Here is a 15,608-nt window from a genome sequence, read left to right as displayed (position 1 = left end):
AATATGAAAAATGTTATGATTATTGGCATGGTTAACTTTATTCAACCCTATTGTTATCAATAAAAACAATGAATTGAACAAGTATTCGGAGGTGTGAAATATGGCTAAATTAACAAAAGAAGAAGTAAAGCACGTGGCAAATTTAGCACGTCTTGCAATAACAGAAGAAGAAGCAGAGAAATTTGCTGAGCAACTTGGAAAAATTACTGAATTTGCGGAGCAGTTAAATGAGCTAGATACAACAAATGTTGAACCAACTACTCACGTTTTACCACTAGTGAATGTAATGCGTGAAGATGTAGCAGTAAAAGGTTTAGACCGCGAAGTAATGATGTTAAACGTAAAAGAACAAGAAGATGGTCAAGTAAAAGTACCAGCTATCATGTAATACTAAAACATAGGAGGATTCCTCATGACGTTATTTGAACGTTCAGCAAAGGAGTTACAAGCTGAAATAAAAGCAGGTAACTTATCAATCGCTGACTTAACGAAAGAAGCATACGAACGTATTGCAAAGCTTGATGGCGATGTACAAGCATTCCTTGCTTCAAACGAAGAAAAAGCAACTGCACAAGCTGCTGAAATGGATAAAGTACCATTTGAAAAGCGTGGACCTTTATTTGGTCTTCCAATCGGTGTGAAAGACAACATTGTAACAGAAGGATTAGAAACAACTTGTGCCTCTAAAATTCTAGAAGGCTTTATGCCAATTTACGATGCAACTGTTGTAAATAAGCTACGCGAAGCTGGAATGATTACAATCGGTAAATTAAACATGGACGAGTTTGCTATGGGTTCTTCTAACGAAAACTCATACTATAAAACAACAAAAAATCCATGGAACTTAAACCACGTACCAGGGGGATCTTCAGGTGCATCTGCAGCAGCAGTAGCAGCAGGGGAAGTTCCATTCTCTCTTGGTTCTGATACAGGTGGTTCAATCCGTCAACCTGCAGCTTACTGTGGTGTTGTAGGAATGAAACCTACATATGGTCGTGTATCTCGTTTTGGTCTAGTAGCATTTGCATCATCTCTAGATCAAATTGGACCAATTACACGCAATGTTGAAGATAATGCGCTATTACTTGAAGCGATTGCAGGTTTAGATCCAAATGATTCTACTTCTGCAAACGTAGAGGTGCCAAATTATGCAGCAGCTCTTACTGGTGATGTAAAAGGTTTACGTATCGCTGTACCAAAAGAATTCCTTGGTGAGGGTGTTGGCGAAGCAGCACGTCAATCAGTGCTTGCTGCATTAGAAGTATTAAAAGGCTTAGGTGCTACAGTAGAAGAAGTATCTCTTCCTCATTCGAAATATGCACTTGCAGCGTACTATATCCTTTCTTCATCTGAAGCGTCTTCTAACTTATCCCGTTTCGATGGTATCCGTTATGGTTTCCGTGCAGAAAACGTTACTAATTTAATGGATCTTTATAAAGAAACACGTGCACAAGGATTTGGTGATGAAGTAAAACGTCGTATTATGCTAGGAACTTACTCATTAAGTGCTGGTACGTATGACGCCTATTATAAAAAAGCACAACAAGCACGTACACTGATCAAAGCAGACTACGACAAAGTATTTGAAGACTTTGACGTAATCATTGGACCAACATCTCCAACACCAGCTTTCAAAATTGGTGAAAACGTTGATGATCCTATGACAATGTATGCCAACGATATTTTAACAATCCCGATGAACTTAGCAGGCGTACCAGCCATTTCTATTCCATGTGGCTTTGAAAATGGCTTACCACTAGGTTTACAAATTATCGGTAAATACTTCGATGAAGCAACTATTTACCGTGTAGCTCATGCTTTTGAACAAGCAACGGAGTTCCATAAAGAAGTTCCTCAAATGTGGGAGGGAAAATAACATGAACTTTGAAACAGTCATTGGTTTAGAAGTACACGTTGAGTTGAAAACTAACTCAAAAATCTTCTCACCAGCACCTGCTCACTTCGGTGCTGAACCAAATACAAATACAACAGTAATCGACTTAGGCTATCCTGGTGTCCTACCAGTACTTAATAAAAATGTGGTAGATTTCGCAATGCGTGCCGCTCTTGCACTTAACATGGAAATCGAGCAAGAAACAAAGTTTGACCGTAAAAACTACTTCTATCCAGATAATCCGAAAGCTTATCAAATCTCACAATTTGATAAACCAATCGGTAAAAATGGCTGGATTGATATTGAAGTAGACGGCTATACAAAACGTATTGGTATTACACGTCTTCATATGGAAGAAGATGCTGGTAAACTTTCACATGCTGGTGATCATTCATTAGTTGACTTTAACCGTCAAGGAACACCACTAGTAGAAATCGTTTCAGAGCCAGACATTCGTACACCAAACGAAGCGTATGCTTACCTTGAAAAATTAAAATCAATTATCCAATATACAGAAGTATCTGACTGTAAGATGGAAGAAGGATCACTTCGTTGTGATGCCAACATTTCTATTCGTCCTTATGGTCAAGAAGAGTTTGGAACAAAAACAGAGCTTAAAAACCTCAACTCCTTCAACTATGTTCGTCGTGGTTTAGAGCATGAAGAATTACGCCAAGCAGATGTATTATTATCAGGTGGCGTGATTGAGCAAGAAACACGTCGTTTTGATGAAAAAACAGGTAAAACAATTTTAATGCGTGTTAAAGAGGGAACAGATGATTACCGCTACTTCCCAGAGCCAGACTTAGTTCGTCTTTCTATTGATGACGAATGGTTAGAGCGTGTAAAATCTGAAATTCCTGAGCTTCCAGATGCACGTAAAAAACGTTACGTTGAAGAATTAGGCTTAACACCATATGATGCAGGTGTGCTTGTTATTTCTAAAGAAATCTCAGACTTCTTCGAGGCAATGGTAGCAAATGGTGCAGATGCAAAACTATCTGCCAACTGGCTAATGGGTGATGTTTCTGCTTACTTAAATGCAGAATTAAAAGACTTAAAAGATACTGCATTAACACCAGAAAACCTTGCTGAGATGGTGAAATTAATTTCTGATGGTACAATTTCTTCTAAGATCGGTAAAAAGGTATTTGCTGAATTAGTTGAAAAAGGTGGTTCTGCACAGGAAATTGTAAAAGCTAAAGGGTTAGTTCAAATTTCCGATGAGGGTGCATTACTAGCTATCGTAACAGAGGTTTTAGATAACAATGCTCAATCTATCGAAGACTTCAAAAATGGTAAGGATCGTGCTATTGGCTTCTTAGTTGGTCAAATTATGAAAGCAACAAAAGGCCAAGCCAATCCACCAATGGTTAATAAATTATTACAACAAGAAATTGCCAAACGATAATACTCGTTGTAACATAATAGCCGAGAGAGCTTCTTGCTCCCTCGGCTATTAATTTTAATAAATGTAACAAATTTGAAATTCACGATACTTAATAGTTGTTTAAAAAGAGTATTCATAGCAAAATATAGAATAGATAATAATAAGGGGGACGAGCCAATGAAAACAGAACAACAATATTTCAATGAAGCTATTTCAATACAACAATATATGGACAATATGTCTACACTGAAGGAAGAGAGCTTTCGTATTTATGATGGCTTTGAAGTGCCAACAAATGATGGTTTTATCGAATTGTTAAAGAACAAACAACCAAAAATTTTAACAATCACAGAAGACTGGTGCGGAGATGCAATGTTAAACAATCCAATTATTCGTCGTGTTGCTGAAGCAGCAGGATTAGAGATGCGTACTGTTTTCCGTGATGCAGATACAGAACTTATTGACCGTTATCTAACAAATGGTGGTCGTGCGATCCCAATTTACTTGCTATTAGATGATGCAGGTGAGGTTATTGGCAAATGGGGACCACGTGCACCTGAATTACAAGAACTAGTAGTAACAAAACGTGCGAGCTTACCTGATAAGGAAGATCCAGCATTTGAAGAAGCTCAAAAAGCCTTATATGCAGAAATTCGAGAGGAAAACATTTCGAATCAAACATACTGGACGTATGTCTATGAGGATTTTAAAAAGCAGGTAACAAACGCTTTACAAAAATAACAAAAGCATGGCAACATTTCGACGTATAATTCGTTGAATGAAATAGAATCTTATGAAGCAGGAAGGTATGTTATGAAACGAGCAAGAATCATTTATAATCCTACATCTGGACGCGAAGTGTTTAAGAAACATCTACCAGAGGTGTTGGAAAAACTAGAGGTAGCAGGCTATGAAACATCCTGTCACGCAACAACATGTGAGGGTGATGCAACGCTTGCAGCAAAAAATGCGGTAGAACGCGGTTTTGATATCATCATCGCAGTTGGTGGAGATGGCACATTAAATGAAGTTGTTTCAGGTGTAAGTCCATTTGAAAACCGTCCGAAAGTTGGTCTAATTCCGATGGGCACTACAAATGATTTTGCCCGTGCCGTGCATATTCCTCGAAATATTGATGAGGCAGTAGACATTATTATTCAAGGCGACACATTACCTGTTGATGTGGGTCTATTAAATGGTGAACGCTATTTTATCAATATTGCTGCTGGAGGACGCATTACGGAGCTAACATATGAAGTACCAAGTAAAATGAAAACGATGCTTGGTCAGTTAGCTTATTATTTAAAGGCAGTAGAAATGATCCCTTCAATTAAGGCCTCGCACATGCGCATCGAATATGATGGCGAAGTGTTTGACGGTGATGCCATGATGTTCCTATGTGGATTAACGAATTCAGTTGGAGGCTTTGAAAAACTAGCACCTGATGCAAGCATTAATGATGGATACTTTACATTGCTAGTACTAAAAAAAGTAAGCCTCCCAGAGTTTATTCAACTAGCTGCGATGGCCTTAAGAGGCGAGCACCTGAATGATGATCGCGTCATTTACAAAAAAGCTAGTGTCGTCAAAGTGACAACTGAAAATGAGGTACATCTCAACCTAGATGGCGAATATGGCGGTGACGCACCTGCTACATTTGAAAACCTGAAGCGTCACATTGAAATCTTTGTTCCTCTTGCTGATATTCGAGAAGAAGACCGAATTTAAATATTATAAAGCTCATCCAGTATAGTGTGGATGAGCTTTTTTCATAATGTGTGGGCACCCGCTCAAAAGGAAGCCGGAAGCGCTCATAAAAGTGTGGCACCCGCTCAAAAGGAAGGCGGAAGCGCTCAAAAAGGTGTGGCACCCGCTCGAAAGGAAGGCAAAAGCGCTCATAAAAGTGTAGGACCCGCTCGAACTGGAGCTGGAAGCGCTCATAAAAGTGTAGGACCCGCTCAAAAGTAAGTCGGAAGCGCTCATAAAAGTGTGGCACCCGCTCAAAAGGAAGCCGGAAGCGCTCAAAAAGGTGTGGCACCCGCTCGAACGGAAGCCAGAAGCGCTCATAAAAGTGTAGGACCCGCTCGAAAGGAAGGCGGAAGCGCTCATAAAAGTGTGGCACCCGCTCAAAAGGAAGCCGGAAGCGCTCAAAAAGGCGTGGCACCCGCTCGAAAGGAAGGCAAAAGCGCTCAAAAAGGTGTGGCACCCGCTCGAAAGGAAGCCGGAAGCGCTCAAAAAGGTGTGGCACCCGCTCATAAGGAAACCAAAAGCGCTCATAAAAGTATAGGACCCGCTCCAAAAGAAAGCTCACCCCAATTAACTTCAATATACAATCAAAAGAAACTTACGAAGCAAGAAAATTCCTGAAAATCCATTCTATCCATTTTCCCTAACTAGAATAAAATCCATTGAAATCCCGGTTTTATCATTTAGAACTGGAATTGTGAATGAATTTAGAAAAATGTTTGGCGAATGTGCGTATATTACTTGAACAAAATTTGAAACCTTAATAATAGGCTGAAATTTCAGGCCGTTATTAAGGTTTTTTTCGTTGTAATAGTGGAAAATGGGGGTATGGATAAGGGAAAGGAAGTGTTGCCTTTGTATAAGTCACAAGAAAAGAAGCTTATATGGCTAAGCTTTGGTGTTGCAATTATTATGCTACTTTCCATTCTTGGAAGAATATTTGGAAGTTAGGGGGGCAATGAGATGATTAATGAATCAGCAGTCTTTTGGAGTCGAGCCTTAACGGAGTTAACATTATCGTTCCATATTATTTATGCAACGATTGGTGTGGGTGTCCCGTTAATGATTATGATTGCACAATGGACTGGGTATAAAAAGAATGATGAGCATTATATCTTAATGGCAAGACGTTGGGCGCGTGGTTTTGTTATTACTGTGGCAGTTGGTGTGGTAACGGGGACTGCCATTGGCTTACAACTTTCTTTATTGTGGCCTAACTTTATGCAGTTAGCTGGTCAAACCATTGCATTACCACTATTTATGGAAACGTTTGCATTTTTCTTTGAGGCAATCTTCTTGGGCATATATTTATATACATGGGACCGCTTTGATAGTCAGAAAAAGCATATGCTATTGTTAATCCCTGTTGCTGTGGGAGCATCGATGTCAGCTGTATTCATTACAATCGTTAATGCTTTTATGAATGCGCCGAGAGGATTCGATATTGTAGACGGTGAGCTTGTTAATATTCAACCTTTTCTTGCAATGTTTAACCCGGCCATGCCGACAAAGGTGGCACATGTGCTTGTCACAGCGTATATGACATCGGCATTTGTGCTAGCAGCTATTGCAGGATTTAGAATGCTAAAAGGTTCTAAGCATATATACCATAAAAAATCATTACTTTTATTAATGAAAATTGGCTTGATCTTCTCTATAGCAGCAGCTGTCATTGGAGATTTTTCAGGAAAATACTTAGCCGAATATCAACCGGAAAAACTAGCCGCAGCAGAATGGCATTTTGAAACAGAAGGGAAAGCTTCTCTTGTACTATTTGGTGTATTAGAGGGAGAAGAAGTAAAATATGCAATCAAAATTCCGTATGCTTTAAGCATTCTTGCACATTTTAATCCTAATGCAGAGGTAATCGGCTTAGATCAATTTGCGGAAGAGGATCTACCACCACTCTATATTCATTATCTCTTCGATATCATGGTTTCCATCGGTATGTTTATGGTGCTAGTTTCATTACTTTATGTTGTAGGGAAGGCACGGGGATGGCAGTTTATTCATTCACGATGGTATAGATGGATTATTGTAGCGGGAGGACCACTGTCCATCATCGCCATTGAAGCGGGATGGTGGCTTGCAGAAGTGGGACGACAACCATGGATACTTTATGGTTTGATGCGTACACCAGAAGGAGCTACTACGAGTGATCATGTGGATTTAATGATGCTATTATTTGCAGGTGTTTATGCTGTATTAGCTGTAGGAAGTATTGTTGTATTGGTACGAATGTTTAAAAAGAATCCAATCGAACGTGAGATTGAAGATCGTCACTCTGAAAAAGGCGGTGACATTCTATGACGTTAGAGATATTAGGTATTTCAGTATTATGGATTTTTCTATTTGGCTATGTGATTGTCGCATCAATTGATTTTGGTGCTGGCTTCTTTAACGCCTATAGTCTCCTTATTGGTAAAAATCACATTTTAACAAATATTATTAAACGTTATTTATCGCCAGTCTGGGAAGTAACTAATGTCTTTTTAGTATTCTTCTTTGTAGGAATCGTAGGATTTTTCCCGCAAACTGCTTTTTATTACGGAACGATTTTACTTGTACCAGTCAGTATTTCACTTGTACTATTGGCAATTCGAGGCTCCTACTATGCCTTTGAATCCTATGGAACACGAGGACATATAGGATATACACTGACATATGGTGTGGCAGGTTTATTAATTCCCGCTTCCTTGTCTGTGGTCTTTGCCATTGCGGGTGGAGGCTATGTTGATCTAGTCGAAGGGCAACCTGTGCTAAACTATTGGACTTTATATACAAGTCCATTTGCATGGAGCATCGTAGTACTAAGTATTGCTGCTGTATTGTATATATCGGCTGTATTTTTAACTTGGTATGCCCATAAAGCAAATGACAAAGAAGCAACAAAACTGATGCGAAAATATGCACTTGTGTGGGCAGCACCGCTTATGATTAGTGCACTTGGCATTATGTATGAAATGAAATCCATCAATCCAGAAAGTTTTAGCCACATGGTTAATTTATGGTGGATGTTTGCGATTTCAGCTGTTTTATTTATCATCACAGTCATACTCATTGCGATGCGTAAAAAATACGGTCTCGCAGTTGGTCTTCTTATAGCTCAATTTGCAGTAGCTTTCTTTGCGTATGGTATTGCGCAATATCCATATTTACTGTATCCGTATTTAACAATTTACGATAGCTTCACAAGCACACAAATGGCGATTGCTTTAGTCATCGCATTTATTTTAGGGCTGTGTCTTCTTCTCCCTTCACTTTATTTATTGATGAAATTATTCTTGTTCAATAAAAACTATGTGACAGGAAAAGAAGACAATCACGCATAGGAGGAAATCAATTATGCAAAGTTTTTTAATTTTTTATGCGCCTTTTATTGTCGTCATTCTTGGTATCTTGTGTGCTTTTTGGTGGGCACCAAGGGATTATCATATTACTAAAGAGCAAGGAAAGAGTCGCGAATAGCGGCTCTTTTTTCAAGTGAGCTACAAGAGAAATGATGACGGCAAGTCTTGTTCTTTTTTCATTCGCCAACACATGCTACAATAAGGAGATTGAAATGGAGGATGTACGAATGTCAGCACCCGTGAAAAAAAATGAACGACTTACTGTTTATATAGAAGATTTAACGCATGATGGTAATGGTGTCGCTAAGGTTGAGGGCTATCCATTATTTATACAAGGCGCACTACCAAATGAAACAGCTGAAATCCATGTGATGAAAACTTTGAAAAATTATGGCTTTGCAAAAGTTGTAGAAATTATCGAGCCATCACCAGACCGAGTAGAAGCACCTTGTGCCTATTTCAAACAATGTGGCGGCTGTCAATTACAGCATTTATCCTATGAGGGACAGCTAAAATGGAAAGAAAATATGGTGCGTAATGTGATGCAGCGCATTGGTAAAATTGATGCACCAGTTCTTCCTGTAAAAGGAATGAAAGAGCCTTGGCATTATCGTAATAAAGCGCAGATTCCTTTCTCTGAAAATGAGTCAGGTCAAGCGATTGCAGGGTTTTATAAAACAAAAACACATAGCATTGTTGATATGGAACGTTGCTTAATTCAAACAGGAGAAGCAGACGCAATTCTAGCTGGCTTGAAAAAAGAATTAAACGCGATAGGGATTCGCCCTTACAACGAACATACACATGAAGGAATGCTACGTCATGTTGTCATTCGAAAGGCACGAGCAACAGGTGAAGTCATGGTTGTCCTCGTGACCAAAAAGAAAAAGTTCCCTCAAAAAGAGGCAGCCATTACAGTGATTCAAAAGCTTGTTCCGAATGTCACATCAATTATGCAAAATGTAAATAGTGAGAAAACCAATGTGATTTTTGGTGATGACACGATCAACCTTTGGGGCAAGGATGTCATTATAGATACAATTGGCGACGTACGCTTTGAAATTTCAGCTCGCTCCTTCTATCAAGTCAACCCAGAGCAAACAGAGGTCCTCTACAAACAAGCACTGGATTATGCTGACTTGCAGGGTGATGAACGCGTCATTGATGCGTATTGTGGAATTGGTACGATTTCTTTATTCCTTGCACAAAAAGCAAAAGCAGTCATGGGAGTTGAAATTGTCCCACAAGCAATTGAAGATGCCAAACGCAACGCAGTACTCAATGGTTTTACAAATACTTATTTTGAGGCAGGCCCTGCAGAGGAAGTTATTCCGAGATGGTATAAAGAAGGCAAAGAAGCGGATGTGCTTGTTGTGGATCCACCACGCAAAGGCTGCGATGAAGCACTTCTAAAAACAATTTTAGAACAGCGTCCAAAACGGGTAGTTTATGTATCCTGTAACCCAGCCACATTAGCACGCGACCTTCGTATTTTGGAGGATGGTGGCTATCAAACACAGGAAATTCAGCCAGTAGATATGTTCCCGCATTCGACGCATTGTGAAGCGGTGGCATGGTTGGAGTTAGTATAATTGAAAAGCAGTAGATATAGAAAAAATCTATATCATCTGCTTTTTTGTTTTTTAAAATACCATTTAGGGCAGAATTTCGTTACAATAAACATTGTTGATTTTTATCATAAACATGTACTTATGTTTCATGGTATACATGTAAAATAAAAAAGTTTAGAGCATAGTGAGAGGATTTGGAATTAACATGATAGATAATTTTTGGCGTGATTTACCACGGCCATTTTTTGTACTTGCACCAATGGAAGATGTGACGGACGTTGTTTTTCGTCATGTAGTAAGTAAAGCTGGTCGACCAGATGTCTTTTTCACAGAGTTTACAAATTCCGACAGCTATTGTCATCCTGAAGGACAGAAAAGTGTGCGTGGCCGTTTGCTTTTTACCGAGGATGAACAGCCTATGGTGGCACATATTTGGGGGGATAATCCCGACTATTTCCGTCAAATGAGTATGGGCATGGCTGAGCTAGGTTTTAAAGGTATCGATATTAATATGGGCTGCCCTGTACCGAATGTAGCATCGAGAGGGAAAGGTAGTGGACTAATTCTCCGTCCAGACGTTGCGGCAGAATTAATTCAGGCAGCAAAGGCAGGTGGACTACCTGTTAGTGTGAAAACACGACTTGGCTATAAAGATGTGAATGAGTGGGAGGAGTGGCTCACACATATTTTAAAACAAGATATTGCAAACCTTTCGATTCATTTACGTACAAGAAAGGAAATGAGCCTAGTAGATGCACATTGGGAGCTCATTCCGGAAATCAAAAAGCTACGTGACCGTATTGCACCAAATACGCTACTAACCATCAATGGAGATATCCCTGATCGTCAAACTGGGCTTCAGCTTGCTGAACAATATGGTATTGATGGTGTTATGATTGGACGAGGTATTTTTAAAAATCCGTTTGCCTTTGAAAAAAAACCAAAAGAACATAGCAGTAAAGAATACCTTGACCTGTTAAGACTGCAGCTCGATCTTCAAGATCACTATGCAGAAGTACTACCACGTTCGATCACGGGGCTTCATCGCTTCTTCAAAATTTACGTCAAAGGATTCCGTGGAGCTAGTGAATTAAGAAGTCAATTGATGAACACGAAATCAACTGATGAAGTACGTGCATTGCTTGATCATTTTGAATCAAACCATATTGAATAATAATGAACGGTAAAGTCTAAGGAGTTTGAAAAATCGTTGCTATTATTAGCAACGGTTTTTTTGTAATCATAAAGAGGGGTTTACCGCTGCAAGAGATGTAGTTTTATGCAAGGCTGTTCAATTACATCTGATAAGTTTTTTATTGAAATTACTAGAAGTGTCCATTCTTTAAAGATTTGGATTTTTTTAGAGGATTTAAAAGAATGTCAGAGAATTGTATATAAGTATTGTTAATGACGTGCTTATAGGAGTTGTATGAAGATGATTGTAACAACTAGACCGTTAAAAATTAAGTATAAAAAGTCGGCAAACCCTTTTCAGGACTTTATGCAGATCAATCCTAACGGTAGTGCCTTTACGAAGGAAGTTATTTTTCAACGTTATATCGGCATACCTGATTCTGTTGATCTTTATAAAGAAGATATTTTAAAAATGGATGAATATTTCGCAAATCAAAGTGTATTTTATTTACGACTACATAGGCTTGAGGTTATTAATAATAAAAAAGATATAGATGGATTGACGGAGCTTTGGGAAAAATTGCAGGCCGCAGTTGATAATATTCCCATACTTTATAAAACACCATTATGCGGTACGTTAACGAATGATCAACTTGAATGGACAAAAAAGCTGAGCTTTAAACAAATCATTCATCTTTATAAGGAACAACAGCCACAGGCTAATGATACGTTACTGAAAAACTTTGCAGTAAAATTTTTATACTGGATGGATTTTTATTTGCCTCAAATTTTTTCTCAGGATAACTGTACATCACAGAAAATTGTTTTTATAGGGGACATTACTCAGCACGAATTATTATTCTTATATTTTTTATCCACATTAGGATGTGATATTTGTTATATGAATCCGAAAGGTGATATTGCCAATTTGCATCCCATTATTGCAGCATCATCCACTTTACATAAATGTCGTGATTGCTATAAACAAGAATTAATAATCCCTAAGATACGGTCGATGAAAAGCATACTCCCGCCACAACCAATGCCTGTCCCAACCCCTAATTACACAGCTATTACAGAAGAATGTAGTTATGAGCAGCTGGCTGCTTTTGCGACATCTGTTGTGATGATTAAGACATTCGGGGAGGATGACAATGTTTTATGTTTTGGGTCTGGTGTTGTTCTCCATCAAGATGGTTATATTTTAACGAACCTACATGTTGTGGGTGGTGGAAAATATTATTCTGTAATATATGAAAATGATACCAATGAGTATATTACCCACCAATTTGTGAAATATCATGATATGCATGATTTGGCTATTTTAAAGGTGGAGAGGAAAAGCAAACCTTTACCTGTTAAAGTAGATGGTCAATTAGTTCGTGGGCAGAAAATTGTTGCGATTGGCAGTCCTTTAGGATTATTTAATTCAGTTTCTGATGGAATTGTTTCGGGTTTTAGGGATCTACGAAATATGTCTATGATTCAATTTACAGCTGCAATTTCAAATGGCAGTTCTGGTGGTGCTTTATTGGATATGCATGGGAGGTTAGTCGGTTTGATTACAGCTGGCTTTGATGATGGCCAGAATCTTAACTTGGCTGTGCCTGCACATTTAATTTATCAGTTTGCTCAAAACTTTATAGAGTTACCGAGTTAATTTCCACTATTCAACCATTGCTTTTTCATTCGTAATCTTATAGAATGTAGAACGGTATAAATGAACGATATAAATTACCTTTAATACGGTCCAGAGAGGCTGAAAAGGGCTACATGATATTTTTAAGCTAATATCTTTGCTTTGGCATGCCCTTTTGTCCTCTGTGACAGAAGGGCTTTATTTTTGTTCACATCCCTCTTTTAAAGGAAGTCCCGTGAGGCTTCAAAAGAGAATGGACAAGACATCTTTAATCCATTCACTCGAACACTAAAAGAGATAGACAACTAGAAAACTTGGAGGTTAGAAAGAATGGATTATCGGAAAAAAACCGTTGTCGCTTCAGTGGCTGGGTTGACTTTAGAAGGAATGGACATTATGTTTATTTCTTTTGCCATGACAATGATTATTGCAGAATTTAATATTGATCTTGCAACAGGTGGATTGATTTCATCCATCACGAATATTGGGATGCTACTTGGTGGAATTATTTTCGGGGTGTTAGCAGATAAATATGGTCGTGTTAAAGTGTTTACGTATACGGTCATACTATTTGCTATCGGTACAGCCTTAACAGGAGTAGCAACAAGCATTGAACAAGTTTATGTCTATAGATTTATCGCCGGTCTAGGTGCCGGTGGGGAATATGGTATTGGTATGGCGCTTGTAGCGGAAGCTTGGCCAAAAAATAAACAAGGTAGAGCTTCTTCGTATGTAAGTGTAGGAGCACAATATGGGGTTATATTAGCAGCATTATTAAGTGCCATCATTTTACCAACTTTAGGATGGAGAGCATTATTCTTCGTTGGGTTATTACCAGTGATTTTCGCCTTTATTGTTCGTAAAAATCTGGAGGAATCACCAGAATGGTTAGCATCGCAGAAAAAAGATAATAACAAGCAAGAGAAGGGAAAACTAGCTCAGTTATTTGCTTCTCCACGCATTACACTAACGACTCTTTCTCTAATTTTAATGGCTACTGTTCAAATCGCAGGCTATAATGGTCTGATGATTTGGTTACCATCGATGCTACAGAAATCGCAAGGTTTATCTGTCTCAAGCTCAGCATTGTGGACAATTAGTACTGCCGTCGGGATGATAATTGGGATGCTGACATTTGGTAGATTTATGGATCGCTTTGGTGCGAAGCGATCGTTTGGTATCTTTTTATTAGCATCTGCTTGTGCAGTGTTCCTTTATTCCTTTGCCACTGGTGCAGCAGCTATATTAATTGGTGGTGCGGTTGTAGGATTCTTCTCTAACGGAATGTTTGCAGGGTATGGTGCATTAATTAGCAGCTTCTATCCAGTACAAATTCGCAGTACAGCAACAAACACGATATTTAACTTTGGTCGAGCTATTGGTGGATTTTCACCAATCTTTGTCGGCTATATTTTACAAAGCTATGATATGACAGTTGTAATGATTTACTTAGCAGCACTATATTGTATTTCCTTTATCGTTATGCTCACGCTTAAAAGCTCCAGCAAGGAAATGCAAACAGCATAATTTTTAAAATCACGAAAGAACGAATTCCACTTCTTCAAATGGGATTCGTTCTTTTCTTATTAGTTTTTAATTAATTATAGTAAACCTTTTGAACGTTTCTCAGCGATTTCTACAAGGCGTTTTGTAATTTCTCCTCCTACGGAACCATTTGCGCGAGAAGATGCTTCTGGCCCTAGCTGAACGCCAAACTCTTGTGCAATTTCGTATTTCATTTGATTGACAGCTTCATGTACACCAGGTACTAGAAGTTTATTTGAACTGCGGTTATTGTTAGCCATTTTTCTCACCTCCTTGAGTTTAGAATGGTTGCTAACGTATTTTTCATACATTTTAAAAGAAGGAAACGCACACGCTAATTGCTAACAACAACAACTTGTGGAAAGCTAGCAATAATCAGCAAACTCTCTGTTATAATAAAGCCTGGCTCATTTCTATAGTAGGAGTAAAAGGAGGACAATATAATGACGAATAATGATATTTTAATTCGCTTACGCTATGCACTAGATATAAAAAATGTTGATATGGTGGAAATTTTTAAATTAGGCGGACTCGACTATTCGAAAGAAGAAGTCTTAAATATGCTCATTAAGATTAATGATGAGGAAGAAGCGCCAGAAGAATACATCAAATGTAATAATAAAATGCTTGAAGCATTTTTAAATGGATTAATTACTTTTAAACGTGGACCACAAAAATCAAAGGATGGTCAGCCTGAAGGACCGCTACCTGTGACAGGCAAAGAAAGTCCAAATAATATGCTTTTAAAGAAAGTAAAAATTGCCTTAGCGTTAACAACAGAGGATATGCTCGAAATTTTATATGATGGTGGAATCAAAGTTACAAAAGGTGAATTAGGCGCTTTATTAAGAAATCCAAGCCATCGCAATTATAAAGAATGTGGCGATTCATTCGTTCGGAATTTTTTAAGAGGCTTAACATATAAGTATAGAGAATAAAGCATAAATGCCTTGTCAATAGAAATCAAAAAGTACCATTTTTTTCTTTAAATTTTGTTGACATTTTGTGACGAAATTGTGTACAATAAAATTATCACAAAATGTTCACAAAAAAGATGAAAAATGTTCACAAACAAAGGGGTGCTTGTATGATTTATTTTGACATCTTATTGGTAGCTATTGCATGTGTTACAATGCCTTTTATTGTTGCAGTAATGTTAGATATTTTTTATGCAGAACGAAAGAAAGTTCGTTTTTCATTACGACGTACTTCAGTTTGGTATATCACTATGTTTGCACTATCCTTTATACCATCTGTTTTACTTGTTACACAAAACGTATAATGTATTCAAACACTTAGGGGTAAGTGAAATGATGAAAAATAGACAGCTACAACGTTA

At 38.2% G+C, this 15,608-nt stretch carries 15 protein-coding genes; 14 read left to right on the top strand and 1 reads right to left on the bottom strand.

From position 1 onward, the window contains the following. Positions 1-100: 100 nt before the first annotated feature. The 12 genes from gatC (at position 101) to OU989_RS19380 (ending at position 14,251) form a co-directional block, all read left to right on the top strand. Positions 101-388: an Asp-tRNA(Asn)/Glu-tRNA(Gln) amidotransferase subunit GatC gene (gene gatC / locus OU989_RS19435; protein WP_274794581.1), complete on the top strand. Its 288-nt coding sequence runs from the start codon at positions 101-103 to the stop codon at positions 386-388. Positions 389-412: 24 nt separating this feature from the next. Beyond that, entirely contained in the window at positions 413-1,876 is a 1,464-nt protein-coding gene (gene gatA, locus OU989_RS19430) for an Asp-tRNA(Asn)/Glu-tRNA(Gln) amidotransferase subunit GatA (protein ID WP_274794580.1), read from the top strand. Position 1,877: 1 nt separating this feature from the next. Further along, the gene (gene gatB, locus OU989_RS19425) at positions 1,878-3,305 is read left to right on the top strand and encodes an Asp-tRNA(Asn)/Glu-tRNA(Gln) amidotransferase subunit GatB (protein WP_274794579.1); all 1,428 of its coding nucleotides are present in this window, start codon (positions 1,878-1,880) and stop codon (positions 3,303-3,305) included. Positions 3,306-3,461: 156 nt separating this feature from the next. Beyond that, complete coding sequence (locus tag OU989_RS19420) at positions 3,462-4,025, top strand: thioredoxin family protein (RefSeq protein ID WP_274794578.1); 564 nt, start codon at positions 3,462-3,464, stop codon at positions 4,023-4,025. A gap of 72 nt (positions 4,026-4,097) precedes the next feature. After that, positions 4,098-5,012 carry a diacylglycerol kinase gene (locus tag OU989_RS19415; protein ID WP_274794577.1) on the top strand — a complete coding sequence of 305 codons (915 nt, stop codon included), beginning with the start codon at positions 4,098-4,100 and terminating at the stop codon, positions 5,010-5,012. A gap of 981 nt (positions 5,013-5,993) precedes the next feature. Beyond that, positions 5,994-7,340, top strand: coding sequence for a cytochrome ubiquinol oxidase subunit I (locus OU989_RS19410; RefSeq protein ID WP_274794576.1), 1,347 nt, complete (start codon positions 5,994-5,996; stop codon positions 7,338-7,340). Beyond that, complete coding sequence (locus OU989_RS19405; protein WP_274794575.1) at positions 7,337-8,362, top strand: cytochrome d ubiquinol oxidase subunit II; 1,026 nt, start codon at positions 7,337-7,339, stop codon at positions 8,360-8,362. Before OU989_RS19410 ends, OU989_RS19405 begins: the two co-directional genes overlap by 4 nt. Positions 8,363-8,375: 13 nt before the next feature. Next, the gene (cydS, locus tag OU989_RS19400) at positions 8,376-8,498 is read left to right on the top strand and encodes a cytochrome bd oxidase small subunit CydS family protein (RefSeq protein WP_012292033.1); all 123 of its coding nucleotides are present in this window, start codon (positions 8,376-8,378) and stop codon (positions 8,496-8,498) included. A 109-nt stretch (positions 8,499-8,607) separates the two neighbouring features. After that, on the top strand, positions 8,608-9,972 hold the full coding sequence (gene rlmD / locus OU989_RS19395) for a 23S rRNA (uracil(1939)-C(5))-methyltransferase RlmD (protein WP_274797382.1): 1,365 nt from the start codon (positions 8,608-8,610) through the stop codon (positions 9,970-9,972). Between the two features lie 184 nt (positions 9,973-10,156). Continuing rightward, positions 10,157-11,125, top strand: coding sequence for a tRNA dihydrouridine synthase (locus OU989_RS19390; protein WP_274794574.1), 969 nt, complete (start codon positions 10,157-10,159; stop codon positions 11,123-11,125). A gap of 261 nt (positions 11,126-11,386) precedes the next feature. Beyond that, the gene (locus OU989_RS19385; protein ID WP_274794573.1) at positions 11,387-12,745 is read left to right on the top strand and encodes a trypsin-like peptidase domain-containing protein; all 1,359 of its coding nucleotides are present in this window, start codon (positions 11,387-11,389) and stop codon (positions 12,743-12,745) included. A 309-nt stretch (positions 12,746-13,054) separates the two neighbouring features. Then, on the top strand, positions 13,055-14,251 hold the full coding sequence (locus tag OU989_RS19380; protein ID WP_274794572.1) for an MFS transporter: 1,197 nt from the start codon (positions 13,055-13,057) through the stop codon (positions 14,249-14,251). 74 nt (positions 14,252-14,325) lie between these two features. Here the strand turns inward: OU989_RS19380 and OU989_RS19375 are convergent, their stop codons facing one another. Continuing rightward, entirely contained in the window at positions 14,326-14,529 is a 204-nt protein-coding gene (locus OU989_RS19375) for an alpha/beta-type small acid-soluble spore protein (protein ID WP_004225662.1), read from the bottom strand. 183 nt (positions 14,530-14,712) lie between these two features. Between OU989_RS19375 and OU989_RS19370 the strand changes: the two genes are divergently transcribed. Together OU989_RS19370 and OU989_RS19365 are read left to right on the top strand one after the other, a co-directional pair. Further along, positions 14,713-15,207, top strand: a complete 495-nt coding sequence (locus OU989_RS19370) for a YehS family protein (RefSeq protein ID WP_274794571.1) — start codon at positions 14,713-14,715, stop codon at positions 15,205-15,207. Between the two features lie 149 nt (positions 15,208-15,356). After that, positions 15,357-15,551 carry a hypothetical protein gene (locus tag OU989_RS19365; RefSeq protein ID WP_274794569.1) on the top strand — a complete coding sequence of 65 codons (195 nt, stop codon included), beginning with the start codon at positions 15,357-15,359 and terminating at the stop codon, positions 15,549-15,551. Positions 15,552-15,608: the final 57 nt, after the last annotated feature.

This window comes from Lysinibacillus irui, from assembly GCF_028877475.1.
GTDB lineage: Bacteria > Bacillota > Bacilli > Bacillales_A > Planococcaceae > Lysinibacillus > Lysinibacillus irui.
This window is presented reverse-complemented; position numbering and strand designations above follow the sequence as displayed.